Consider the following 25,269-nt stretch of genomic DNA (forward strand, 5'->3'; position numbering starts at 1 on the left):
TTTTTTTCACCCAACAATGACTAAATCAATAAAAGACTTCACCCTCCCGCCTCATTCTGTTCCCTGCCGATACGTTGCGCAAGCACGCTGGCAGCAATAAGTTGTAGTGCATGGTACAACATGATTGGCAAAAGTATCACACCAGCCTGCGCACCAGGAAAAAGCACCTTTGACATCACCGCCCCCTGTACCAGGGATTTTTTCGAACCGCAAAAAACCGCTGTAATTCTATCTTCCCGGCTAAATTTCAAAAGACTACAAATTAATGTAAGTGTAAAATAAATTACAAAAAACATGAGCATCATTCCAGTCCCTAAAAGAAGGATATCTTTTACTGCGAACCCTTTAAAAAGATGCTCCCCAAAGGATTCACAAAAGGATGTGTAAACGATGAGCAAAATAGAGGACTGATCAAAGTAACGAATGTATCGTTTATGTTTTTCAGCAAAATATCCCCAACGCTTGTTCAGCACTATTCCGGCAATTACTGGTAGCAATACTTGCAATGCTAATTTTCCGACTACTGAACCGAGATCAAAATGTCCTGGGATTTGACCTGAATCCGTATTTAACACGAGCCCCATCCATAGAGGAGTGACAAAAACACCTATCAGACTGGAAACTGAAGAATTGAAAATGGCGGCAGGGATATTGCCCCTGGCAATTGAAACCATTACGACCGAGGAAGATACGGTCGAAGGTAGCGCAGTCAAAAAGAAGATCCCCAACCAGATTACCTTGCTTTCCTCTGTTTTGAACAGTGGCCGAAATGCCAACGCTATCAACGGGAAAAAAACGAATGTAGACACGTGCACAATGGTGTGTAACTTCCAGTTGACCAGACCGCTGCGAAGTTTTTCCGGACTTAGCCTCAGGCCATAAAAAAAGAAAATCACAGACACAGCGTAAGTCGAAATCTCACCCAAATGCAAGGGACTATTTTTCATACCTGGGTACGGCCACACCCACGCAAGGCTAATCATGGCCAAAAGCGCAAGTAAAAACCCATCCAGTCCAGCCTTAGCGGCAATTTCCAAAACCTTCTTCATCCTAAAACATTGATACTGCCACTCAAACCAGCCTACAAAAAATAAGTCAACAGTCCATGGCTTCTTTAATCAATTCACAAAACACATCAAAGTTTGCAATAAAACCGTTCAATTTTCTTGTTTTGTAAAACACTTCATGGATCAGGTACATGCGTCAGGTGGAATTCAAAGGCCTTCAAGGATCAAGTAACCAGTGCAGGCTAACAGTGGAAATAAAATTGGGAAAACCAGAAATCCCAACTATGCCCTGAATAGCGACATTAGGAAACACGACCTGGATTACGTTAAGGAAGTATTACCACAGCTAAAATAAAGCTGGTAGATGGAAAGATTTGAAATGAAATCGAGTATTGTGACCTCTTTCGGAATAACTCTTAAAGCAAATTGAAAGGCTCAATATGGTTTAAAACCCATTTACCAGGTCTGGCTTCCGGGATTTATCACGGTTCTTTGCAGGCCTTTTCTTCCTGTTTCTTCCCCACCAAATTATGAATCCGGTAACAGGCAAACTGGCGCATACCAAACTGGCACAGAAAGCTAGGATTTTGCCCGGCAGCCCGAGAATTGCACCAACATGAATATCATAATTCATTCGCCTGAGCTTATTGGCAAATGAAGCCTCGCTATACTTCCCGGTATATGGCCCGGCTATATTGATTTTTTTTAGTGAAAATTGATCAAAGTAGTTAAAGTCGACATGATAATAGGTGCCGGCACGAAAATTAACATACGAGTAAATGGATTCGGATTTCAGATGTGGTATTGAGATATTGATTCCCTCGTTGTGAGGATATTCCTTTTGCAACGCGAACCAGGCTTTGTCAACAGCTTCGATCGGCTTTTTGAAAAGTGAAGGGGAAATGGTATCCGATGGCGGAATCACATAAGCATCCGATCCAGTGCCTCCGGTGATGGCGTACAGTGATTGTGAAAACCACTGAAAACCCCACACCAGCCCGGTTACGGCAAGTATCAGGCCAATGAACATCATGTAAAAACCAAAAACATTATGCATATCATAATTTCTTCTCCGCCATGATCCGTTCCATTTAACCGAAAACCGCTGCTTCGCAGCTGATTTGTTTTTGGGCCACCACAACACCAGGCCGCTGATCAGCATACCTAAAAATATCAGACAGGAAGTTGCCACCACGGGCTGCCCTATGTTGGCTGGGAGCCAAAGGTAATAGTGCCCATGGAGAATAAAATGAAAGAAATCTTCGTCCTCATTCCATACTTTAACCACTTTGCCGGAATACGGATTAACGTACACAACATAGTAATATTCAGGGTCGGCGTTGTAGAACCCCACTTCCGCATTTCGCGTAGGAACGCCGTACAATATCCCGTTGGCTTTCTTCCCGGGTAAAAATGCCTCGGCACGGGCCTGCAGAACAGATGGCGGCAGCAATTCCGATTTAGGACGCCCTTCGACAAAACGGTGAGGCTCTGTAAAGCCCTTAATTTCCTGCTCAAACGCCAGTATACAACCCGTTAGGGAAACAATAAAAACCACCACACCCGAGATCAGGCCAAGGTATAAATGCAGTTTCCCTATCCATTTTTTAAAAGTCATGCGATCTCGTTTGCGCCATTCGGTCGACAAATGTAATTGTACTAATTATAAATAACAAGGCAGGCCACTAACTAACCTGATTTAGGAAAATATCCTTTTTTCAGCTATTTAAAATCCCTACTGTCATACCATAATCATTGGTATCGGAATATTAGGATGATTACAGTTGTCAATTCTCAATCTCGCATATTCTCCATATGCAGATACCAGATCATTTGCCGAGCCTTTGCATTACAGGAATCATATTTGATGTTGAGTGACGTTAGAAACTTCGTCAACCAACTGATCCATTCTACCTTTCACCGAAAAAATCAGTAATTTTGCACTCCTAAAACGGGTAAGACGAAATTATTTACACAAAATAGGCTAAAAGCTAACCGTGTGCCGGAACCACCATCCTGTAACGTACCAGCAAATGCCCAATAGCTAAATGAAATACAACGAGCACAAGAACCTGAGCTATCCACAGATCGGAGAGGACGTTCTGAAATTCTGGCAAGACAATAAAATATTTGAGGCTTCGGTAGAAACACGCGAAGGCGCCCCCACATTTACTTTTTATGAAGGTCCCCCTTCGGCAAATGGCACTCCGGGTATACACCATGTGATGGCAAGGGCTATCAAGGACATTTTTTGCCGTTATAAGACGCTCAAGGGCTTTCAGGTAAAACGCAAAGGGGGCTGGGACACCCATGGTTTGCCCGTTGAATTACAGGTTGAAAAGGAGCTTGGCATTACAAAAGAGGACATCGGCAAATCGATTTCCGTTGAAGATTACAACGAAAAATGCCGGCAGACGGTCATGAAATTCACGGATCAATGGAATGACCTGACGGAAAAAATGGGTTATTGGGTAGATTTGGAAAACCCTTACATCACTTACAAAAATGAGTACATAGAAAGCCTGTGGAGCTTGCTTAAAAAACTTTACGACAAAGGTCTGCTCTACAAAGGATATACCATCCAGCCCTATTCACCTGCAGCCGGAACCGGACTCTCCTCCCATGAGCTAAACATGCCCGGCACGTATAAAGATGTGAAGGATACGACCATTGTGGCCATGTTTAAGGTGAAGAATGCCACCGCGTACCGGCTGTTTGAAGCATTACCGGACATAGATATCCGCATACTGGCCTGGACTACCACACCGTGGACGTTGCCTGCCAACTCCGCTTTGACCGTTGGAGCCAACATCAATTATGTGTTGGTAAAAACCTTCAACCCCTACACCCATGAGCCCGTTCACGTGATATTGGCGAAGGATCTTACCGGAAAATATTTTTCTGAAAAAGGCCTCGATGGCGACTTTGACGGATATGCAGAAAGCGATAAAAAGATATTGCCATGGACTGTTGTATCCGAATTTAAAGGAAAAGATCTGGAAGGCGTGGAATATGAGCAACTGCTCCCCTACGTGCAACCTTCGACACCAGCGTTCAGGGTAATACTTGGTGATTTCGTTACTACAGAAGATGGAACTGGTGTGGTACATACCTCCCCTACCTTTGGCGCGGATGACTTTCGTGTTGCCCAGCAGAACGGAATTCCGTCTATCATGGTAAAAGATGAAACAGGAAAGGAAGTACCCATTGTAGATCGTCAGGGCCGTTTTGTGAAGGAAATAACCGACTATGCCGGACGTTACGTTAAGCCAGAGTATCATTCAGCAGAAGAGCAGAACGATCCTGAATTCAGGCCAACGGACGTGCTCATCGCGATCAAACTGAAAGAAGAAGGCAATGCCTTCAAAGTAGAAAAATACGAACACCCTTATCCACACTGCTGGCGTACGGACAAGCCTGTACTTTATTATCCGCTGGATAGCTGGTTTATCAAAACCACAGCCATGAAAGACCGCCTGGTGGAACTGAACAAAACCATCAACTGGAAGCCGGAAAGCACAGGAACAGGACGTTTTGGGAACTGGCTTGAGAACCTGGTAGACTGGAACCTTTCACGGTCTCGTTACTGGGGTACGACCCTGCCCATCTGGCGCACCGAGCACGGTGAAGAAGTGTGTATAGGTTCCATTGAGCAACTAAAAGACCGCCTGGAAGAAGCAATCATATCAGGACACCTGACAAGGGAGCAATCATTAAGAAACTCGGACTACGTAGCAAAACTTGATAGAGGCGAATTCGATTTGCATAGGCCATACGTTGACAATATTTATCTGGTATCTCCCAAAGGCCATGTCATGTTCCGCGAGCCTGACCTGATTGATGTCTGGTTCGACTCAGGAGCAATGCCGTATGCACAATGGCACTATCCATTTGAAAACCAGGAAACATTTAACCAAAGTTACCCGGCCGATTTTATTTCGGAAGGTGTGGATCAGACCCGAGGCTGGTTCTTTACGCTGCATGCTATTGCGGGTATGCTGTTCGATTCTGTGGCCTTCAAAAATGTCGTTTCCACAGGTTTGGTTTTGGACAAAAACGGCAATAAAATGTCCAAGCGACTGGGCAACGCTGTGGATCCGTTTGAAACCATAGGCAAATACGGCCCTGATGCTACCCGCTGGTACATGATCACCAACGCCGAACCCTGGGATAACCTCAAATTCAATGTCGACGGAATAGGAGAAGTGCAACGGAAGTTCTTTGGGACCCTCGTCAACACCTATAATTTCTTCGCACTGTATGCCAACCTGGACGGATATGAGTTCGGGCGTCGCTCTGCTGATGAAACCAAAACAACTGCATTAGAGAAACGTACCGAGTTGGATCGCTGGATATTATCCAAACTCAACACACTCATTCAGGAAGTGGGCGATCAATTTGATGATTATAACCCAACCAAAGCAGGACGTCTGATACAGGACTTTGTGACAGACCAATTGTCCAACTGGTATATCAGGCTGAACCGCCGCCGCTTCTGGAATCCGTCGCAGGAGCAAGGAGAAAATGTATTGACCGACGATAAACAGGCGGCCTACGAGACTTTACAACATTGCCTGGTAACTGTTTCTCAGCTCATGTCCCCGATAGCTCCCTTTTTTGCCGAATGGCTTTATAAAGGTCTCACCGACGGGGACCGCGCCAGCGCCAAAAAGGATAACACCGAATTAAAATACGACTCCGTTCATTTGACTTATTGGCCAAAAATCGAAAGCGGGGCGATTGACCTGGATCTGGAAGAATCCATGGAACTTGCCCAGTCGATCAGCTCCCTGGTACATTCCATCCGCAAAAAACATAAGATCAAGGTTCGTCAACCATTGTCCAAAGTGCTCATACCTGCCCTTACCAGCAAAACGGTTCGGCAAATACAGCAGGTAGAGTCCATCATCAAATCAGAAGTCAATGTTCAGCATGCCGAAACGATTGACGACAATAGTGGTTTTCTGCATAAAAAGGCCAAACCCAACTTCAAGCTCCTGGGCAAAAAATTCGGGAAGGATATGCAGAAAGTGGGTGAATTGATCAAGCTGTGGGACAACCGAGAGGTGAATGAGATTGAAAAAGAAGGCAAGTTTTTTCTTGAAAATGCCGGAGTCACTTTTGGAGATATCCGGCTGGATGAAGTCGAAATCTATACCGAGGACATCCCCGGCTGGCTGGTGGCCAGCGAAAACGGCCTGACCGTTGCCCTGGATATTACGATCACAGACGAATTGCGCCTGGAAGGTATCGCGCGTGATTTTGTGAATCGTGTTCAAAATCTGCGAAAAGACAGTGGTTTTGAAGTGACGGACAAGATCAGCATTATGCTTGAAAACAACAATGCATTACTTTCCAGCGCCGTTACAGCAAATAAAGACTATATCTGCCAGGAAGTGCAGGCACTTGAGCTGACATTGGTCAATGATTTAAATGGTGCCGCAACCGAAATAGAAATGGATGAGTTTTTATTGAAAGTGAAGATTGAGGTAGTTTCGTAATGGACTATGAAGCTTATCCGTTTAGATTGAATGAGGAAAACACTCATTTTAAATTTCAAAGTATTGGCAAACGCGGTGTCTTTGAGAAGGCCATTGCTTTTACTCTTATCGAAGACAATATTTACAATCTTGCGTTGCTCGATCGTGATCCCGTAACGCAAGATTACACAGATAAGTCGATAACTGATAATGGAGATATGCCAGTTGTTTTGAGTACGGTAATGGCGATAATTAGGGATTATCTTAATCAGTATCCTGATAGAAGAATATATCTGGTTGGAAATTCTCCTTCGAGAACAAGACTTTATCAAATCGCGATTAACAAAGTTTCAGGTCAAATCGATGATCTTGTTGTATTCGGATATTCGAATTTTGAATGGACTAAATTTGAACCAAATCGGTCTTTCGAGAGTTTTTTAATTATAAAAAATAATGTAGATTAGTACAATTTATCTGTTGTAACATGAAAACACTGGAAAAAAAACTAGCTACTAAAACTGTTTCTGCTCCTAAAAAGATATTCGACAATTCCCTTCCCGATTTATCTAAACACCCAATTGTAGCTAAGAAAGTAGAAGAAGCTCGTGAGTTTTTGAAGAAACATCCCATACCGGAGCATTTACTCAGGGGGTAAATCGGTGGATCAAATTTAGTTTTCTCTCTGTCATTAAGCATCCTATCGAAGGAGATGCGCTTTCTCCTGGACAACTTTCTGAATAACAGTTCATCATGCAATTACTTAACGCCACAGCCCTGATAACCGGTGGAGCCTCAGGGCTTGGCGAAGCCACAGCCCGACTTTTTTTGTCTGAGGGCGCTAACATCGTAATTCTTGATGTGAACGAAACAGCCGGAAAAGCACTGGAAGCCGAATTCCCTGCTAAATTGAAATTCATAAAGACCAATGTTTCGGACGAAGTGGACGTGAAGCTAGCCATCAACGCAGCGTTGGAAACCTTTGGCCCCATCCAGATTGCGGTCAATTGTGCAGGTATAGCACCGGTGGGCAAAACCATTGGCAAAACCGATGGTATTTATGGCCCTCATTCGCTCGAAGTTTTCGATAAAACCATCCGTATCAACCTGATCGGTACATTCAATGTCATTCGCCTGGCAGCATACGCCATGGAAAAGAATGAAGTGAATTCTGAAGGAGAACGAGGGGTAATCATCAATACAGCCTCTGTTGCAGCCTATGACGGCCAGATCGGTCAGGTTGCGTACGCCGCAAGTAAAGGAGGCATTGTAAGTATGACCTTGCCAGTTGCCCGGGATCTGGCCAAATCCGGCATACGGGTAATGACTATTGCACCAGGGCTTTTTGAAACACCATTACTCATGAACCTGCCAGAGGAAGCAAGACGCTCTCTTGGACAGCAAATCCCTTTTCCTTCACGTCTGGGCAAGCCACACGAATATGCCCAATTGGCCAAAGCAATTGTTGAAAATCCCATGCTGAATGGCGAGGTGATACGGCTTGATGGAGCCATCAGAATGGGACCCAGATAGATGGAGACTACATCCTGCATTTTACATTTCCCCACTAAGCCTTGTCCTTCACTTGCTCTTTCAGTTGCAGCAATTCATCGCGCAGCCTGGCCGCTTCCAGAAAGTCCATATCCCTGGCTGCTGATTCCATTTTTCGCTGCGTTTCGGCAATGAGTTTGGTCAGATCATTTTTACCCATATACTGCACCACCGGATCGGCCACCACACGGATCTCTGATGGCTCCACATACATTTTGCGAACTTTCGAATCTGCCACGGAAGTTTGCTCCATAATGGCTTCCTTTGATTTAAGAATGGTTCGTGGCGTAATACCATGCTCCAGATTGTATCCAATCTGGATGGCTCGGCGGCGGTTTGTCTCATCAATGGCCTTTTCCATCGATCCGGTAATCACATCTGCATACATCAGCACTTTACCGCGATCATTACGTGCAGCACGGCCTATTGTCTGGATCATGGACCGCGTATCACGCAGGAAACCTTCCTTGTCGGCATCCATAATGGCTACCAGCGAAACCTCCGGTAGATCCAGCCCTTCACGCAGCAGATTCACACCAACCAACACATCAAATACACCCAGACGAAGTTCACGCAGAATCTCAACCCGATCCAGTGCTTTTACCTCGGAATGAATGTAGCGGCACTTCACACCTACCCTGTCCATGTACTTGCTTAGCTCTTCGGCCATGCGCTTGGTCAGTGTTGTGATCAACACACGATCGCCCATTTTAATCCGGTCGTTCACCTCTTCCAACAAATCATCAATCTGGTTCAGGCTCGGCCTTACTTCGATTTCCGGGTCCAGGAGGCCTGTTGGGCGAATAATTTGTTCAACCACGACCCCATCCGTACGGCGCAACTCATACTCTGCAGGCGTGGCGCTAACGAATATCGTCTGCGGTGTCATATCTTCGAACTCCTGAAAGGTAAGCGGACGATTGTCCAGCGCAGACGGCAATCTGAAACCATACTCAACCAATGCCTCCTTGCGAGACCTGTCTCCGCCCCACATTGCGCGTATCTGTGGCATGGTTACATGGCTTTCGTCTACCACCATCAGGAAATCGTCCGGGAAATAATCGAGCAGGCAGAATGGCCGCTGTCCCGCCAAACGGCGGTCAAAGTAACGTGAATAATTCTCGATACCAGAGCAATAACCCAGCTCCCGCATCATTTCCATGTCAAATTCGGTCCGTTCCTTGATCCTTTCCGCTTCGGCCAAACGCCCTTCACGGGTAAAATAGCCGATCTGCAGCGACAGATCATCCTGAATTTCTTTGATCGACTGGTTAAGAACATCCCTGCCAGTCACAAAAAGATTTGCCGGGAAAATAGCCACCGCCTTTTCGGAGGAAATCTTCTTCCCGGTTTCAGGCTCGATGCGCTGGATCTCCTCGATTTCATCCCCAAAAAAAATGACACGATAGGCAAAATCAGCGTATCCCGGAAAAATATCGACCGTATCTCCTTTCACCCTGAAAGTGCCTCGGGAAAATTCAAGCTCCGTTCGGCTATAAAGAATTTCTACCAAACGAAACAAAAACTGGTTCCTGCTGACGATATCTCCCAACTTAACAGTTACAATGCTTTTCTTGTATTCATTGGGATTTCCTGCTCCATAAATACAAGACACCGAGGCAACAACCAGCACATCCCTACGCCCACTCATTAAGGAGGAAACGGTGTGTAGCCGAAGTTTATCAATTTCCTGATTGATCATCAGGTCCTTTTCAATGTAGGTATTGGTACTGGAAATGAAAGCCTCTGGCTGATAATAGTCGTAGTAACTGATGAAATATTCTACCGCGTTTTTCGGGAAAAATTGTTTAAATTCTCCATAAAGTTGCGCCGCAAGGGTTTTGTTATGACTGAGCACCAGCGTGGGCCGATTGAGCTCCGCCACCACATTGGCCACGGTAAAAGTTTTACCGGAACCTGTTACACCCAGCAAGGTCTGAGCAGGTTCTCCGGCTTCTATTCCTGCCAACAATTGTCGAATTGCCTCCGGCTGGTCACCGGTGGGTTGGTATTCAGAAGTCAGTTCAAATTCCATAGCTTGGCACAAATAATGCGAACCGGGATCGGTCGCAAAAAAGAACACATTTAAAAGATAAAATAGTTTCTAGAAAAGTCAGACCGTCGCTCACCTGCCTATAACTAAAACGATCCGATTACATCGAGGCAACCGGATCGTTTAATTTATTCCGTGATGGGTTAAAATCAGGCGTTTTGCAAAACACTTTCCGCCTTTTCTACGGCCTTTTTCTCTTTCCAGTGCTGCCAGCCGAGCCCCAGCAATTTGGTCATACTTTTGTCCACAAAAGTGTGCCGTACAATATTCATACCACCTCGAACTGCCGTAAAAACGGAGTTATTGGCGCGGAGAGCAAGACTAAAACCACCATCAATGTACCTGATGTAATGCCACCATAGGGACGGAATAAAAATGGTTTCGCCATGATGCAACGTGGTCTCGTGGCCTACGAGATTTCGGAGCGCGGGGAACTTTTCATAATCCGGATTAATGGGATCCACCTTGCTCATAACCGTAAAAGGATGATGGTAGAGTCGCGCACTCTCCTCAGGAGCAAATAATATCACCTGCTTTCTGGTATGAAACTGCGTCAGGAAAACATTTGAGCAATCCATATCATAATGGAGATTTGTAATCGCACCCTGCCCTCCAAAAAACACAAATTTATAAGACTTCAGAAAGCCATCCATGATCGTTGGAAAAATGATGTCTTTTTCCAGGGACGGTGCCTTTTTGAAAATATCAAATAAAAACAAACGCAGGTCGGTCGGCCCCTCTTCGATCGCCGTTAAATATTCCCCAAACTTCATCGTTTTCGCTGTCTGGAAATATTTATCCGCATCATGCACATGGTTATCTACCAGTGGCACCTCTATCTGACCATGATTTTCACGAAGCCAGTCGAAAGTCCACTTCTCCATGGCAGGCCAATCTTTCATCAGATCCGTAAACACCACCGGCCGGCTTGGCTTCAAATAGTTTTCAAGGAATTCTTCACGCGTAAGTCCGCTGCGTTTCTCTATGGGCACTAATTTCATAACTGAAACTGCAAAAATTTAAAGCTACTATGTACTTCTTTAATTCTAAATTCAGGGATGGGGGCACCTGCACGGCGTCGTTCACACCTACCAGGTAACAAGACAATACCTGTTATTAGTTCTTTTTTCTCCCGAATCTCTATTCAGGCCCAAATTTATCAAAGAGATTTGATAATGTATATCATTTTCAAATATATGTACGAATTACTCCACAAATCTAATAGAGTATACTTTACTATATTTTGATGGCTACCGGATTGGGAAGTAAATAATCAATACTAACTTTTCAGTTTTATATCTTTACGTTGCGGCAGCAAAATACAAATGACCTGTAGAACCGGAGGGCTGTCATCCCCCTGTTTCTTCAAAAATTTACACCACCCCTTTTTCGAACTGATTCACCAACTAAAAAAACATGAGCAAATTAAACATTCCCGAAGGACACCAGGCCGTCATGCCTTATCTGATGCTCGACAACGCCACAAAATTTCAAGATTTTGTCATTGCCGTCTTTGATGCGACCATTAAAACCCTCCATCACCAGCCCGACTCCAAGAAAATTATGCATGCAGAAGCCGACATTCAGGGTAGCCGAATGATGTTTTGCGACAGTACCACGCAATATCCCCCGCATCCTGCTCAATTGTTTGTTTATGTCCATCATGCAGATGACACCTATTCCAAAGCAATTGAAAATGGCGCATCAAGTATCATGGAGCCGAAAGATCAGGATTATGGCAGAAGCTGTGGTATCACCGATATCTGCGGAAACATCTGGTGGATAACTTCAATCGCTTAACCTATTATTTGGCTGCAAGCCGTAATTTTATAAAAAAAGGCAATCATGGCTCCCAAAAGCGAAATAGAAGAAATGTTGGATGTACAAAACGGTCAACTGAAAAAATTTCATGAGATCGTTTTGCAATCCATTCAAGAAGAAGACGTCCTGGTCAGCAATTTGCTCAACCCACCTGTCGAAAAAGTAACAACTGGTCAGAGGATCTCGGATCAGGTCGCAAAGTTTGGGGGAAGCTGGACTTTCATTATCTCTTTCATGATTATTCTGTTTGCCTGGATCATCCTGAACTCGATCATTCCCCAGCCCGACCGTTTTGATCCATTTCCCTTTATTCTAATGAATCTTATCTTGTCCTGTGTAGCAGCACTCCAGGCCCCTATTATTATGATGAGCCAAAACAGACAGGAAGAGAAGGACAGGACGAGGGCTGAAAACGACTACATGATCAATCTGAAGGCGGAACTTGAAGTGCGTAGTTTGCACCAGAAAGTGGACCTTTTGCTGGAAGAACAGATCAAAACGCTATTTGAAATCCAGGCTAAACAAATGGAAATGCTCACTTCCCTCAATGAGAAACTGGACACGCTTTGTTCAAAATAAGATATTGACAAACCTGCATTTGGAGCGCGTCAAGGACGTGAAACGGAGCAACTAATGAACCTTTGCAATACAATATGATAAATTACGACGGCAAAATATTCAGGCCCATTTCAAATTCGGAAAATGGTGAGGTTGACCTGGTAATGCAATTTGAATACAAACAGCAGGAAAATATAGTGTCCAGTACCTATTCAGGTGGCCGGATTAAACAGGGTCAGCTGATCGCACTGGTGGATGAACAGGGGCACCTGGATATGCGTTATCATCAGATCAATTGGGAGGGTAAGATCTTAACCGGCGTTTGCCGGTCTACGCCTGAGATCATGCCCAACGGAAAAATTCGCTTATACGAGAAGTGGAAATGGACCTGTGGAGACCATTCGGAAGGCGAATCAATACTGGAAGAACAATAGCGCAGGGGTTCTGCAACTTTCCCCCTATTTATACCGTTGGCTCTATTGACCAAATGAAGTTTTCATCAAATCATGAATATCCTTTCCATTCTCCTTACGATTTGTTTCACGGCTCTTTTATCGGTTAAAAGTCCCGGGCAAACCTCAAAAGTAATTTCCGGCTCTACCAGTTTTAGTATAAAATTTGTACTGGGAACCTGCAACGGAACATTTGATGCGCCAAAAGGCAACGCCGTATTTAACGAAGCCCGGCCGGAATCCTCCTCATTTGATCTCACCATAGCAGCCGCAAGTTTCAATACGAATGTGAACAGCCGCGATAAAGACATGAAGAGTGAGGATTACTTCTTTGTTTCAAAGTATCCAAATATCCGGTTTAAATCGTCGAATGTAGAGAAAAAAGGAACCAGCTACCAGGCTACCGGCACGCTGACGATCCGGGATGTTTCGAAAACCGTAACCCTGCCTTTTGATGCCAAAAAGAACAGCGATGGAAGTTATGTGCTATCGAGCACTTTCAACATTAACAGGCTTGACTATAACATCGGCGAAAAGAATTGGAAACTCCGTGACGAAGCTACAGTGAATTTGAAGGCGGTGATTAAATAACGAATGTTCACATGGAGGACTGACGGAATATCACTTCCATTCCCCCCGGGCCATCTGGCCCCTCATTTCTTAACCATTCTCCCAGCCCCATAAAGAATAAATCAAGAAATTTGTTTTCATCATTTGTAATTAGTCCAAATAGCTTTTACTTTGTGAATAATTAGTCTAAATAATATTTACTCATGAAGCATTTTCTCCTGCTAACACTCTGCTGGGTGTGCCCGTGTGCCCAACTGTGGGCCCAAATCAACCCTGGCGTGATTACGGGTCGTGTTATTACTACGGATGGCAAAGCATTTTCAGGAGCTAACATCGTATTAGAACCCAACGGAACCGGACAATCCGCAAAGACCGACGGTTCATTTTTCATAAAAGTATCGCCAGGCACCTACACGCTTCATGTGTCGGGTGTGGGCCTGGACAAAATGGAACGTTCCATACAAATCAACGCCGGTGAAACACTTTCCCTGGAAAACCTGATTGTTAAAGAACGGCCACTGCCCTTGCAAGATGTGGTGGTTACCGGGCAGATGGAAGCGCAGTCTTTGAAAAACTCGGTTTATCCGGTTCGCACTATTGACTATGAGCGTATACGGCTGCGCGGTGCCACCAATATTCAGACTGTCCTCAATACGGAGCTTGGCATGCGCTTTACGAACGATCCGGCAACCGGAACCAGCGACGTTGAACTGATGGGGATGACGGGTCAGAATGTCAAAGTCCTTCTGGATGGCGTTCCAATGGTTGACAGGGGAGGAACACGGGAGAGCCTGGGTCAAATTGACATCAATACCATTGAAAGAATTGAAATCGTAGAAGGCCCCATGTCGGTCATATACGGAACCGATGCACTGGCCGGTGTGATCAATATCATATCAAAAAAAGGCTCTTCCGATGCAAACTTTACCATTTCCGCACGTATGCAGGAAGAAACGGTGGGCAAGGAGTATCACGCCCTCTCCCAAAACGGCATCCACAATCAAAACATAGGTGTTAAATGGCAAAGAAGAAAAATCCAACTGGCCGGCAATTTTACACGCAACGATTTCGGCGGATGGCAGGGGGACTCTTCCGGGAGAAAAAAAGCATGGATGCCCAAAAGCCAGAATCTGTATACCGCTTCTGCAGGATACAACTCGGAAAAATGGAATATCTGGTATCGATTCAACGGAACTGACGAGACCATAAACTTCCTGGGATATGTGTTCGGAACCAAAGCTGGAGACACAGACTACATATCCAAACGATGGTTTCACCAGGCGCAGGGACAATTTAAGCTGAATGACAAACTACATTTCAACGCTGCGCTTTCATACACCGATTACAGCAGAAGAACCTTAAACACCCAAATTGATTTTGAAACAGGGAAACGCACGCTTGCCCTCGGTGCATCGCAGGACAAATCCATATTCACCACGGCATTCTTCAGAGGAACATCTGCCTACAAGGTTTCTCCCAAAATGGCACTGCTGGCGGGCATTGAGGTGACGAACAACAACAGCTCCGGTGACCGTATACTTGGCTCACCCACCATCAACGAATATGCAGTATTTCTTGCTCCCGAAATAAAACTTACCCCAAAAATCAAACTTAGTCCGGGTTTACGATTATTAAAAAACTCAGTGTACGAGGCGCCACCGGTGATACCTTCTCTCAATGGAAAAATTGTTTTGAACAAAAAACTTGATTTCCGGTTTGGCTATGCCCGCGGTTTTCGCTCACCAGCTTTACGTGAGCTATATTTCAAGTTTAAAGATGCCTCTCACGATATTATTGGTAACGAAAACTTGAAAGCTGAATACTCCAATAGCTTCAATTCCTCAATAGTAATTCAACTCGCTGAAAAACCAGACCTGCGTTTAAGCGCTACACTTGGCACTTTCTACAATGTATTCCACGATCAGATCACCACTGGCTCAGTACCGGGAAACGCCTCCGTTTCCTCTTATTTCAACCTCGACCTTTTCAAAACCAAAGGAGTGACCCTGGAGAATAAGCTTTATTGGAAAAATATCACGGCGACCCTCGGAGGCGCTTACATAGCACGATACAACCGACTTTCCGAGTCGCCTCTGGAACTGGGCAACACGCCACAGTTCACCTGGGCTCCCGAAATCAACATAAACATCCTTTACGTATTCAACCGATTAGGCAGCACGATTAACCTGTTTTACAAATATACCGGCAAACGTCCTACCTATCAGGTTATCACTTTACCTGGGCAGGAACAGTCAGCCCGACTGGCAGAAACGGAAGGTTATCAAATGGCAGATCTTACCGTGACCAAAACCGTTACTAAATATGTCAACCTGATGGGCGGCGTGAGAAATCTGTTCAACATCACCAACATTTTAAGCACATCACAAGGTACCGGTGCACACGACCCCGGCAATTCCATTCCTACCTCCTATGGTCGCTCTTACTTTCTTGGACTCACAATAAACTGGTCGAAACATTAATACATATTTTTTTAAACAAATAAACAATTATGAACAAAGTCGTTAAATACCTGCTAGTTATCGCCTTTTTACTTTCTTTCAACGCGTGTAAGGATGATGAGCCACCACTACCCGACAACCTCGCCACTTTCGACTCAAGAGAGCTGGGATTTGACAATACCAAAACGGAGGCGGAAGTAAAAATCACAATGAGTCGGGCGGAAACAGCTCCCGTTGCCATCAAAGTGGATCTATCACCAACCAGGCTTACCTATGGTACGGATTTCACCACAGAGCCTTCAGCAACTGCCAACAGCATCCAAGTAAGCATACCGGCAGGGCAAACCTTCGCAACCATTAAGGTGATCAAAAAATCGGGAATTACGCTGAATGGCGATGAAAATATTGTCTTAAAAATCTCCACTACCGGCGTCCCTGTAATGGCAGGAGCGAACACCGAGCTGAAACTTTCCTTCACTGCCATTACTTCAAACGGCGGCACCGCCACACTGAATGGAAAGGCTGGTGATGCAACTTATGCCAACGCGGTCTATTATGATCTAAGTGGAAACAATCAGACCGGCGTAGACCGTAAAAGCTGGAACCTGGGATTCTACACGGGGGCAGATTTCCGGGTCATACTAAACCCAGCTTATCAGTCAACTGCGCTTGCCACCACGAAAACAGATATTACAGCGGTAACACTGGCCGACTCAGCCGGCATTGCCCTGAACCACAATATTGAAGACCCGGCAAGCATTAGTGTCGCAGACGACTGGACGGGCGACCTGAGCAAGACTGCCATCGCTGCCATCTCGGCAACGGATGCCGAAAACAAGGTATATGTATATTCTTTTGAAGGAAATAAATCGGCCGACAAATGGTTCAAGATCAGGATCACACGCAGTGGAACGGGTTATAAAGTTCAGTATGCGCGTTTGGGATCGTCTACGATCAAAACACTTGAAGTGGCCAAAAATGCTGACTTCAACTTTGTATTCGCATCCCTGGAAACAGATAAAGTGGTTTCGGTGGAACCACGTGCCAAAAGCTGGGATTTCTCATGGAGTTACAGTACCTATAACTCTGGCTTGAACACACCTTACTGGGTACAGGATTATGTCGGGATCAACAAGCATGGTGGCGTTTCAGGCGCCCAGATCCTGACTTCGTCCGTTAGCTACGCGGACTTCAAAGAGGCCAACATTGCAGCTGTAACCTGGTCAACTGCAGCTGATGTAATAGGAACAAAATGGCGTGGCGCTGCCATACCGGGCAGTACCACGCCCGCCGGAGTAAGAGCCGATCGCTTCTATCTGATTAAAGATGCTGCTGGAAACGTGTACAAACTTCAGTTCACAAGCTATACGAGTACGGATGGCGGCGAGCGAGGGAAACCAACCTTCAAATACGAACTTGTCAAAAAAGGGGCATAAAAACGGACGAACAGTCAATTCCTCCCAGAGGGAAAGATTGTTTTTTTATTTCTTAAAACAGATCACAGATGTTTACAACACTTGGCTTATCTATCCTGACCCTTTTGGGGTCACTCACAGGATCAAAAACGCAACCTGCTCATAACGAATTGAACACTCCGGCAAAATCCCAGATTATCGTGGTGAAGGACCTGAATGCAAATACAAAGTCCTATGTCTATTTCAGCCTCGCTACCGGGAAAGAAGTGGCAGCCACAGAGGCGGATACCGCAAAATGGGACCTGGGATTTAGTAAAACGACCATCGCAGTGAACAGTGGCACAACCGGTCCCGGGCAAACGTCCGCGCAGGTTATTGAAAAACCTTTTGATCAGATCACTCAGGCTCCTGAGGAAGGCTATAAAACGGATGGCGAGTCCGGAAACGCTATACCAGGCGGAAGTGGCAATTCCTGGTACAAATACGACATGCGTGTCCACGCCATCCTCCCTATCCCCGGAAGAACGATTCTTGTAAAAACCAGTGAAGGAAAATTCGCTAAAATGGAAATAATAAGCTATTACAAAGGCGCACCGGAAGATGTACCTACCGAAGAGTCGAGCTATTTCACATTCAGATATGCCCTGTCAGACGAAAACGGCAAATTTTAGGTGTCATCCACGAGTACCGGCATTACCAATGCAGGTACTCGTATTATCTTCTATTTTTCAAGAATTGCTTTCAGATTATTCAGTCCATCTGAAAAATCCTTGCCGATCATTTTGTCCATACCCATAAAAGGCAACATAACATTCATTGGATAAGGCATTACGCCAGTAAAACCCCATTTAACCTTGGTTTGGTTATCACCGGCGCTTTCTGTTATGAGATAGGCCTCGCTGGTAGATTCGTATGGTTTAAGAAAACGAAGCTGTGTATTGATTCGCTCGCCCGGTACAATTTTGGTGATTTCCTGCTCTCCTTTTCCCACCTCATCGTTACCCTCCCATAGATAAGTAAACCCCACCTTTCGGTCGGTTCCTTTGTACTCCATTTTCATTTTCGGATCCATCCGTGCCCATACACTCCAGTTAGTCTGGTTCTGAAGAGATTCCAGGTATTCATACACTTCGGCCTTGGGTTTATTTATCACAATCTCCCTCTCAACGGCATATTCCTTAGGCATGATCAATGCAGCAATCAATACAAGTGCGATTAATCCTAAAATGATGTAGAGTACTTTTTTCATTGTCTGGTTTGTTTGAGGTGTATAACTGAATTTAAATTTGATTTCATCGGGATCTTCAATCCGTTCCATATACACCATCCCAGCCTTCTCAAGAACTCTTATTGAAGCTGTATTTTCTACATTCACAAACGCCACTACCGATGTGGAATTAAACTTCTGAATCGAAAAATGGATCAGGGCAACGGCCACCTCCGTAGCAACACCCTTGCCCCAGTATTCCTCCATAATCCGATACCCAATCTCGGTAGCACTTCCATAACTATCAAGCTTTGCCATACCGACCAAGGCTCCGGAAAACCTGTCTTCGATGAGATACCTCCCAAACCACGAGTCCGCGTCATATTCGTGAACAAGTTCATGGAGCATGGCATCCGCCTCCTTCCGTGTGAGTGCATTGCCCGTGACGTACTTCATCACCCGGGGGTTATTGCTTAACCTGTAATATTTCTCACCATCATCGATTGTGGCTTTGATCAAAACAAATCGTTTCGTTTGAATATTTCTCGCACACATATGATGATCTAGGCAATGCAACGGTAAACCTTCAATTCTACGACGAAGAGTTTTGCGCTGTAAAGTAAATCAAAAATTTAATTCTAAAATAATTTCACGAGCCAAACACCAACTCAGTCAACAAGCGCCCCACTCACCTGACGGCCAAGAAGATAACCGGATCAAAATTTTGTCGCCATTAGCTTCCTGGGGAGGAGGCAAAACAGTCGAAGACACCTATTATCCGAGCTGCCCATCCAGATATACACCTGATTCAGAGCCCCCCCCCACTTTCCGAAGCTGAAACAAAAAATGAGTTGCATCAGTACCATGGTACCAACACAACTCATAAAACCGACCTTTGTACTAATACGTCAAAAACCGGACAATTCCAGGTTTATTATAAAATATAGAACTTATCTGGCTGATGTGCCACCGGAACGTGCTGTTCCTGCATCATCTGCTTAAGATCACGCTCAATATTCCTCGATATGGACAGTACCGGGGTATCGGTAGGTTTGTTTTCAAAAGGATCCTGCAAATGGATCGCCATCTTTTCGATCAGAAAGAAACAAGCTGTAATGACCACCAACACGGGTACCATGAGAAATCCGAAGAGTTCTACAAGTCCGAATGGCAGCAGAAGGATGAAGAAATTCAACGCCAGGTGGATGTACAAACTGTATGTAGATGGGAAAACCGTATTTTTAATCCGTTCACACTTACCCATCGCATCGCAAAGACGCGTCACCGTGTTGTCTATTTCTACCTGCTGATAAGGGTTGACCCACCCCTGCTTCAACGCGTTATTGAGGTCACGGGCATGTAACTGGAGTAATCCCACATGTTTGTTATCAAAGCCGTTTACATAATCCTGCTCTTCCTCCGATACAAATTTCCTGATGCCAGGCATCGGATCATTCTTTCTCAATCCATTTCCCAGCGCATAACACCAGGCAATTTGCCTGTTGATCATCCGGTGTTTGAATGGCTTGATAGCCTCCGGTTCATAAGGATCCTCGATCAAATGAAGAATTTGTCGCGCAAGCGTCCGGGAATCATTTACGATGGAACCCCAGATAATCCGGGCCTCCCACCAGCGGTCGTAAGCCTGGTTGGATCTGAAAGCAAGTAAAAGTGAAATAATTGTTCCCAGCACCGTAGGTACAGTCATGGGAATCGATATGTTGGTAATATGGAAGTTCTGATACACCACTTCGATAAGAATACCATAAATGGCCACCGTAATCACCTCGAATTTTATTTTTCCAAAAACATACCGGATCGGAATATTCTTACTTAGTAGCATAATGGTGTCTTCTTAATTATGAAAGAATTATTTCTTGTACTAGGCATGTTGCACCACATCCTGCATGGCGGGCTCCATTACGGCGTCTGCATCTATAAGTGGCAGACCACATTTCATAATTACGGGCAGGGCGTCTATACTGCTCTTACTGATTTTTGGAATACCATAACTTTTGGAATAAACCATCTCGTCCGCCTGATTGTATTCGAGGAAATTTTTAAAGTGGGCAAGTTTATTGCCGTAGAAAAATTCAACTTTTGTACTTTTGAGAATTTCGGGATAAAGACTTTTGAGTAAATTGCACTCTTTCCAGAACGCCTCGGAAACAAAATCGTATTCCCTTTTCCTGTAATTTGAAAAAAGCAAATCCTGTATATCGTCGGCAACATGAAAGAGATGTATGAAAATGATACGCGTCTCCTCTTTCGAACCTCTCACGATAGCTTCCGCCATCTCGATTGATTTCATTGTAAAATCACTTGGTATGATTAAAGTTTTCATAATCCTTACATTTTTTTGGTTAACAATGTGTATCAATTTGATGATACAATGTTACCACGGGCTTATTAGCACCAGCTAAATGCAGGATTATAATATGATGGCAGAAAAATTAGAAACTGATAAGAATATTAAAATGAGATGAGAACGCTTTAATATTTGATGGGAAAGCGTACGGTAAACCTCGTTCCTACTTGCACTTCGCTATCCACTTTGATATTTCCTTTGTGCATTTTTATAATATTATTGGCCAGTGGAAGCCCAATGCCGTATCCTTCGTAGTGTTTGGTATTCGACGCCCGAAAGAATGGGACGTAGATCTGCCCTATCTCTTCCAGCGGAATACCAATACCATGATCCGAAATTTCTATGATGATGTGGCGCTCATCTGCGCCGATTGAAACATGTACCGGTTTATTATCCGAATATTTGCAGCTATTCAGCACAATATTGCTAAAGGCTGCCTTGAGAAGGGTTGCATTTCCCGCCAAAATAAGTTTATGCTCATCGTCCGGCAGGTTATCAAAGTTAATTTCAACCTTATTTTCGGGCATGATCTGATCAATCGTTCCCTTCACTTCCATGACCAGCTCGTCCATTCTGATCACTCCCCACTGCTCCCGTTTGCCGTCAAAACCCGTTTGTGCTAAACTGAGCATGCTATTGGTGAGATGTTCCAGCTTTTCCGACTCTCGCAGAATGGTACGGAAAGAAGCCCTCGCTGTTTCCGATATATCGGGCAGCGAACATCCCAGCTCAGCCTCACCACTGATGACCGTCATGGGCGTCCTGAATTCATGCGAAGCGTTACTCACAAAATTATTCTGAATGTCAAAAGTAATTTCCAGCCGGTCCAGCATTTCGTTAAACGTCGCTGACAAGTTGGCTATTTCGTCCCGGCTCACATCCACTGTTAGCCGCTCATTCAGATTATCGGCATTAATACCTTTTACCTTTCTGATGATCCTACGGAAGGGCTCAAAGATCTGCCTGGAAAAAAATTTCCCGAATGTGAAAACAAAGAACATCGAAATCAGAAAGCCAACCACCAGAAGCTTCTTAAGATTATCCATTTCTTCCAACCCGTAAAGGTCCACGGCAGAGGAAATGATGACAAGACTTTTGCCATTTTCTTCAATACTAAGTCCTACGTAAGAGGTATCATTCTTGAAATATTGTGCAGCCATACTGCTTTCCAGTTCCTTAAAAAAAGATCCGGGCATGGGTAACGTTCTTTTTATGGAATCCAATCGTACGCTATCCTCGTTGCCGATGACATAATGCGTTTCAAAAGGCAGATCACCCAGATGCTTTTCTTTGATATCGTAGTATACCGACGTCTTGGACTTATTGCCTTCCAATGCCGCGTGCAGAACAATATTGGACCTTACCTCCAGTCTGTGAAAAAAACTGCGTGAGGTACTTTCATTCGCAAAAATGTAAATAAATGCACTCAGGGCAAGAATGATCCCGGCGTTAAGTGCTGTAAAAATGAGGGAAATTTTATTTTGAATCTTCATAAGTCTGGCGCATCACATAACCCATTCCAAAAATGGTCTGAATCAACTTTGTTTCCCTATCCTTATCAATTTTCTTGCGGAGATAATTAATATAGACGTCCACAACATTGGTACCCAGGTTAAAATTTATATCCCACACGTTTTCAAGAATCTCCATTCTGTTCAGTACTCTGTTCTGATTGGTCATCAGAAATTCCAGAAGACGAAATTCTGTTGCTGTAAGGTCAATAGTCTGGGCATTACGTTTGACAGTTTTGGTGACTTTATCCAGCAACAGGTCCGCTATTTTCAGTAACGCAGGATTCTTTTGTTTATCCGAGTCTTTACCTCTCCTGATTAAGGTTCGTATCCGCGCTTCGAGCTCTGCCAACTTGAAAGGTTTAGTCATGTAATCATCCGCACCAGCGTCCAGCCCCGATACGATGTTCTCGGTGGTGCCAAGTGCAGTAAGCATCAAAATGGGGATGGTGGTGTTGCTTTGACGAATCCTTCTACAGACCTCCATGCCATTGACGACAGGGATCATTAAATCTAATATGATAAAATCGAACGAATGCCCAAGAGCCATATCAAGTCCCGACTGGCCATCCATCGCAATCGCAAGTTCATGCCCTGCTGCAGAAAGTCCTCTTTGGATCACTGATATGACACTCGGTTCGTCTTCAATAAGCAACAGCTTCATGAGGAGTTATAATTTTTAATTATCTTTTCAAAACAACCTGATTTCCTGCATAATAATTTCCTCCTGTACCATTATAAAATGCTCAACAAAGAGAATTGCGCCTGAAAATTCACTTTGTTAACAACCGTTAACAAGCTTAAAACCTTGTATTATACATTTGAATTGTTATATTTGGGCATCACACACACATTATCAAGATTCCGCTTCTATAATTCCAATCAATCTTGAATTCATTATAAAAGTATAAATTTTTCAATGTACTGACCTCAATCAGCACCATGACAAAAAGAACTTTTGTATTGTTTTTATCCCTCGCACAAGCGCTGGCTCTCTTCTTGTTTACCCAACGAGCGAGTGCTTCTTATGATCAAAGCATCCGATTCCGTGAATCTCTCCAATTAAAAAATGCTGCACCTGAAATGCAGTGCCCCGAAGATTTTTGCGAAAATGTATGTAACAACAATGCAACGATCATTCAGGCGCACGAAGCAGAATGGAAAGAAAATCTGTCAGATCTGCTGCGTCTTCGCCATACCAATTACCGTTTCACCATTTTCGAATCGGTCCAGTCCGTCATTTTTCATTTTGCCGTCCGGGTGCGGTTTTTTTGTCAGCAAGTCCATATTATTGTATCGCTGAACCGTATCCCCATCTTACCTGATTACTACAGTTTCCTTCATCGTCTTTGTCCATTCTAAGTGATTCTGCCCGGATACATGCATTGTATTTGATCTGCTGATTCAATGAAGCCTGACCGGCTTGATTATTTTCCAGATTCAATACAACCCAAATGTATTTGAATTAAAAGTCACCTCACACGCCGCAAGCGTTCTTTTCAACAATATGGTTTTTACTGCGGATACATTCAGCGAAATGGCTGAATGAGCCCGGCATAACCTGTTTCTTAAAACCTGTTTCGGTTGATCGCAAGTCAACCGCCTATCTACATTTTTATTCAAAAAAAATCATTTACACATTTTATATCCGTTTCATGAAAACTCTAAATTGGCTCGTTCTTATCATTTCAGGTGTTGTTGCCGCCTCTTGCACAACACAAAGTAAGGACTCCTCTCAAATCAAGGACAGCGTCCGGACCATACCAGTTACCGAGCTACGAACACAGAGCACCAACCTACACAGAGAATATGTGGGAGATATTCATGCGGTCAAGAACGTTGAAATTTATGCACGGGTAAAGGGATACCTGGAAGAAGTATATGTAGATGAAGGCAAGGAAGTTAGAAAAGGACAGGTTCTTTTCAGGATCAACAATGCAGAGTACGAATCGAATCTTGCCAAAGCCAAGGCGATGCTGCAGAGCGCTATTGCCGATGCAAAAGGTGCGGAGCTGGAATTGAAAAGGGTTCACCTACTAGTTGACAAAAATGTGGTGGCAAAATCAGAAATTGAAGTCGCGGACGCCAAACTCGCCGCTGCAAATGCAAAAATAGAAGAGGCACGTTCCGAGAAAGCCAACGCCGCTCTGCATCTTTCTCAGACACAAATACGTGCCCCCTTCGATGGTGTGATTGACAGGCTGCCTTACAAAACCGGAAGCCTTATTAATGAAGGAACGTTGTTAACAACACTTTCCGACACCAAAAATGTGTTTGCTTATTTCAATGTTTCGGAAAACGAATATCTTGAATATGTAAAATCAAGGGGAAAAGCGGATAATCAGGCTGCCATTGTAGAACTTGAACTGGCCGACGGATCATTCTTCAAACACAAAGGCAAAATAGAAACCATGGAAGGCGCGTTCGATGAAGGAACCGGCTCTATTGCTTTTCGTGCACGTTTTTCAAATCCTGAAAAACTTCTCAAACACGGATCAACGGGAACGATCCGCCTGACGAACTCTGTGGACAATGCGATACTGATTCCGCAAAAATCAGCCTTTGAGATCCAGGACAAAAATTTCGTTTACGTACTGGGAAAAGACAACAAAATCAAAACGCGGAGCTTTACCCCTCAATCGAGATTAGGGGATTATTACGTGTTAAAGTCGGGCCTGGAAGCGGGCGAAAAGATCGTTTATGAAGGATTACAGGGGCTCAAAGAAGGGGCGACCATCAACCCTAAGATGATTTCGCTCGATAGTGTTAATACCGCTGTCAGCAATCCTGAACTCACTGCTCGCTAGACCACTTCCTTCC

General features: G+C 44.4%; 22 protein-coding genes. 13 read left to right on the forward strand and 9 right to left on the reverse strand.

Annotated elements, in window-relative coordinates; all coding sequences use genetic code 11:
• Positions 1-38 precede the first annotated feature (38 nt).
• On the reverse strand, positions 39-1,049 hold the full coding sequence (locus DYADSP32_RS12780; RefSeq protein WP_149242373.1) for a bile acid:sodium symporter family protein: 1,011 nt from the start codon (positions 1,047-1,049) through the stop codon (positions 39-41).
• A 403-nt stretch (positions 1,050-1,452) separates the two neighbouring features.
• Entirely contained in the window at positions 1,453-2,625 is a 1,173-nt protein-coding gene (locus tag DYADSP32_RS12785) for a PepSY-associated TM helix domain-containing protein (RefSeq protein WP_149242372.1), read from the reverse strand.
• 430 nt (positions 2,626-3,055) lie between these two features.
• On the opposite strand from DYADSP32_RS12785, the gene ileS reads away from it, so the two are divergent.
• The 4 genes from ileS (at position 3,056) to DYADSP32_RS12805 (ending at position 8,017) form a co-directional block, all read left to right on the forward strand.
• Positions 3,056-6,508, forward strand: a complete 3,453-nt coding sequence (ileS, locus tag DYADSP32_RS12790; protein ID WP_149242371.1) for an isoleucine--tRNA ligase — start codon at positions 3,056-3,058, stop codon at positions 6,506-6,508.
• Positions 6,508-6,951 (forward strand): DUF6934 family protein, encoded by a 444-nt coding sequence (locus DYADSP32_RS12795; protein WP_149242370.1) that lies wholly within the window; start codon positions 6,508-6,510, stop codon positions 6,949-6,951. The genes ileS and DYADSP32_RS12795 overlap by 1 nt, the downstream gene beginning before the upstream one ends.
• Positions 6,952-6,971: 20 nt before the next feature.
• Positions 6,972-7,142 carry a hypothetical protein gene (locus DYADSP32_RS12800; protein WP_414617725.1) on the forward strand — a complete coding sequence of 57 codons (171 nt, stop codon included), beginning with the start codon at positions 6,972-6,974 and terminating at the stop codon, positions 7,140-7,142.
• A gap of 95 nt (positions 7,143-7,237) precedes the next feature.
• Positions 7,238-8,017, forward strand: coding sequence for a 3-hydroxyacyl-CoA dehydrogenase (locus DYADSP32_RS12805; RefSeq protein WP_149242369.1), 780 nt, complete (start codon positions 7,238-7,240; stop codon positions 8,015-8,017).
• A 34-nt stretch (positions 8,018-8,051) separates the two neighbouring features.
• On the opposite strand, the gene uvrB is transcribed toward DYADSP32_RS12805, so the two are convergent.
• Together uvrB and DYADSP32_RS12815 are read right to left on the reverse strand one after the other, a co-directional pair.
• Positions 8,052-10,070 carry an excinuclease ABC subunit UvrB gene (uvrB, locus tag DYADSP32_RS12810; protein WP_149242368.1) on the reverse strand — a complete coding sequence of 673 codons (2,019 nt, stop codon included), beginning with the start codon at positions 10,068-10,070 and terminating at the stop codon, positions 8,052-8,054.
• A gap of 167 nt (positions 10,071-10,237) precedes the next feature.
• Positions 10,238-11,089, reverse strand: a complete 852-nt coding sequence (locus DYADSP32_RS12815; RefSeq protein ID WP_149242367.1) for a cupin-like domain-containing protein — start codon at positions 11,087-11,089, stop codon at positions 10,238-10,240.
• Between the two features lie 415 nt (positions 11,090-11,504).
• Here DYADSP32_RS12815 and DYADSP32_RS12820 point away from each other — a divergent pair, with 415 nt between their 5' ends.
• From DYADSP32_RS12820 to DYADSP32_RS12850, 7 genes are all read left to right on the forward strand, one after another.
• Positions 11,505-11,888, forward strand: a complete 384-nt coding sequence (locus tag DYADSP32_RS12820) for a VOC family protein (protein WP_149242366.1) — start codon at positions 11,505-11,507, stop codon at positions 11,886-11,888.
• Positions 11,889-11,933: 45 nt separating this feature from the next.
• Entirely contained in the window at positions 11,934-12,488 is a 555-nt protein-coding gene (locus DYADSP32_RS12825) for a DUF1003 domain-containing protein (protein WP_149242365.1), read from the forward strand.
• 74 nt (positions 12,489-12,562) lie between these two features.
• Complete coding sequence (locus DYADSP32_RS12830; RefSeq protein WP_149242364.1) at positions 12,563-12,901, forward strand: n-acetylglutamate synthase; 339 nt, start codon at positions 12,563-12,565, stop codon at positions 12,899-12,901.
• Between the two features lie 72 nt (positions 12,902-12,973).
• A complete protein-coding gene (locus DYADSP32_RS12835; protein ID WP_149242363.1) occupies positions 12,974-13,510 on the forward strand; it encodes a YceI family protein in 537 nt (178 codons plus the stop codon).
• A 182-nt stretch (positions 13,511-13,692) separates the two neighbouring features.
• Positions 13,693-15,969, forward strand: coding sequence for a TonB-dependent receptor (locus DYADSP32_RS12840; protein WP_149242362.1), 2,277 nt, complete (start codon positions 13,693-13,695; stop codon positions 15,967-15,969).
• Between the two features lie 29 nt (positions 15,970-15,998).
• Positions 15,999-17,384 (forward strand): HmuY family protein, encoded by a 1,386-nt coding sequence (locus DYADSP32_RS12845; RefSeq protein ID WP_149242361.1) that lies wholly within the window; start codon positions 15,999-16,001, stop codon positions 17,382-17,384.
• A 68-nt stretch (positions 17,385-17,452) separates the two neighbouring features.
• The gene (locus DYADSP32_RS12850; RefSeq protein ID WP_149242360.1) at positions 17,453-18,034 is read left to right on the forward strand and encodes an HmuY family protein; all 582 of its coding nucleotides are present in this window, start codon (positions 17,453-17,455) and stop codon (positions 18,032-18,034) included.
• Positions 18,035-18,084: 50 nt separating this feature from the next.
• Here the strand turns inward: DYADSP32_RS12850 and DYADSP32_RS12855 are convergent, their stop codons facing one another.
• The 5 genes from DYADSP32_RS12855 to DYADSP32_RS12875 all read right to left on the reverse strand — a co-directional run bounded on the left by DYADSP32_RS12855 (position 18,085) and on the right by DYADSP32_RS12875 (position 23,113).
• Entirely contained in the window at positions 18,085-19,089 is a 1,005-nt protein-coding gene (locus tag DYADSP32_RS12855; protein ID WP_414617726.1) for a GNAT family N-acetyltransferase, read from the reverse strand.
• 415 nt (positions 19,090-19,504) lie between these two features.
• On the reverse strand, positions 19,505-20,413 hold the full coding sequence (locus DYADSP32_RS12860) for a bestrophin family ion channel (RefSeq protein WP_149242358.1): 909 nt from the start codon (positions 20,411-20,413) through the stop codon (positions 19,505-19,507).
• Positions 20,414-20,452: 39 nt separating this feature from the next.
• Complete coding sequence (locus DYADSP32_RS12865) at positions 20,453-20,914, reverse strand: hypothetical protein (protein WP_149242357.1); 462 nt, start codon at positions 20,912-20,914, stop codon at positions 20,453-20,455.
• A gap of 149 nt (positions 20,915-21,063) precedes the next feature.
• Positions 21,064-22,431: a sensor histidine kinase gene (locus DYADSP32_RS12870; RefSeq protein WP_149242356.1), complete on the reverse strand. Its 1,368-nt coding sequence runs from the start codon at positions 22,429-22,431 to the stop codon at positions 21,064-21,066.
• The gene (locus tag DYADSP32_RS12875; RefSeq protein WP_149242355.1) at positions 22,415-23,113 is read right to left on the reverse strand and encodes a response regulator transcription factor; all 699 of its coding nucleotides are present in this window, start codon (positions 23,111-23,113) and stop codon (positions 22,415-22,417) included. The genes DYADSP32_RS12870 and DYADSP32_RS12875 overlap by 17 nt, the downstream gene beginning before the upstream one ends.
• Positions 23,114-23,391: 278 nt before the next feature.
• On the opposite strand from DYADSP32_RS12875, the gene DYADSP32_RS12880 reads away from it, so the two are divergent.
• Together DYADSP32_RS12880 and DYADSP32_RS12885 are read left to right on the forward strand one after the other, a co-directional pair.
• A complete protein-coding gene (locus DYADSP32_RS12880; RefSeq protein ID WP_149242354.1) occupies positions 23,392-23,811 on the forward strand; it encodes a hypothetical protein in 420 nt (139 codons plus the stop codon).
• Between the two features lie 293 nt (positions 23,812-24,104).
• Positions 24,105-25,256 (forward strand): efflux RND transporter periplasmic adaptor subunit, encoded by a 1,152-nt coding sequence (locus DYADSP32_RS12885; protein ID WP_149242353.1) that lies wholly within the window; start codon positions 24,105-24,107, stop codon positions 25,254-25,256.
• Positions 25,257-25,269 lie beyond the last annotated feature (13 nt).

Source organism: Dyadobacter sp. 32 (assembly GCF_902506755.1).
Lineage (GTDB): Bacteria > Bacteroidota > Bacteroidia > Cytophagales > Spirosomataceae > Dyadobacter.

Coding starts and splice junctions, on each gene's coding strand:
- DYADSP32_RS12780 (WP_149242373.1), bottom strand. CDS start 1,049: ATGAAGAAGGTTTTGGAAATTGCCGCTAAGGCTGGACTGGATGGGTTT.
- DYADSP32_RS12785 (WP_149242372.1), bottom strand. CDS start 2,625: ATGACTTTTAAAAAATGGATAGGGAAACTGCATTTATACCTTGGCCTG.
- ileS (WP_149242371.1), top strand. CDS start 3,056: ATGAAATACAACGAGCACAAGAACCTGAGCTATCCACAGATCGGAGAG.
- DYADSP32_RS12795 (WP_149242370.1), top strand. CDS start 6,508: ATGGACTATGAAGCTTATCCGTTTAGATTGAATGAGGAAAACACTCAT.
- DYADSP32_RS12800 (WP_414617725.1), top strand. CDS start 6,972: ATGAAAACACTGGAAAAAAAACTAGCTACTAAAACTGTTTCTGCTCCT.
- DYADSP32_RS12805 (WP_149242369.1), top strand. CDS start 7,238: ATGCAATTACTTAACGCCACAGCCCTGATAACCGGTGGAGCCTCAGGG.
- uvrB (WP_149242368.1), bottom strand. CDS start 10,070: ATGGAATTTGAACTGACTTCTGAATACCAACCCACCGGTGACCAGCCG.
- DYADSP32_RS12815 (WP_149242367.1), bottom strand. CDS start 11,089: ATGAAATTAGTGCCCATAGAGAAACGCAGCGGACTTACGCGTGAAGAA.
- DYADSP32_RS12820 (WP_149242366.1), top strand. CDS start 11,505: ATGAGCAAATTAAACATTCCCGAAGGACACCAGGCCGTCATGCCTTAT.
- DYADSP32_RS12825 (WP_149242365.1), top strand. CDS start 11,934: ATGGCTCCCAAAAGCGAAATAGAAGAAATGTTGGATGTACAAAACGGT.
- DYADSP32_RS12830 (WP_149242364.1), top strand. CDS start 12,563: ATGATAAATTACGACGGCAAAATATTCAGGCCCATTTCAAATTCGGAA.
- DYADSP32_RS12835 (WP_149242363.1), top strand. CDS start 12,974: ATGAATATCCTTTCCATTCTCCTTACGATTTGTTTCACGGCTCTTTTA.
- DYADSP32_RS12840 (WP_149242362.1), top strand. CDS start 13,693: ATGAAGCATTTTCTCCTGCTAACACTCTGCTGGGTGTGCCCGTGTGCC.
- DYADSP32_RS12845 (WP_149242361.1), top strand. CDS start 15,999: ATGAACAAAGTCGTTAAATACCTGCTAGTTATCGCCTTTTTACTTTCT.
- DYADSP32_RS12850 (WP_149242360.1), top strand. CDS start 17,453: ATGTTTACAACACTTGGCTTATCTATCCTGACCCTTTTGGGGTCACTC.
- DYADSP32_RS12860 (WP_149242358.1), bottom strand. CDS start 20,413: ATGCTACTAAGTAAGAATATTCCGATCCGGTATGTTTTTGGAAAAATA.
- DYADSP32_RS12865 (WP_149242357.1), bottom strand. CDS start 20,914: ATGAAAACTTTAATCATACCAAGTGATTTTACAATGAAATCAATCGAG.
- DYADSP32_RS12870 (WP_149242356.1), bottom strand. CDS start 22,431: ATGAAGATTCAAAATAAAATTTCCCTCATTTTTACAGCACTTAACGCC.
- DYADSP32_RS12875 (WP_149242355.1), bottom strand. CDS start 23,113: ATGAAGCTGTTGCTTATTGAAGACGAACCGAGTGTCATATCAGTGATC.
- DYADSP32_RS12880 (WP_149242354.1), top strand. CDS start 23,392: ATGACAAAAAGAACTTTTGTATTGTTTTTATCCCTCGCACAAGCGCTG.
- DYADSP32_RS12885 (WP_149242353.1), top strand. CDS start 24,105: ATGAAAACTCTAAATTGGCTCGTTCTTATCATTTCAGGTGTTGTTGCC.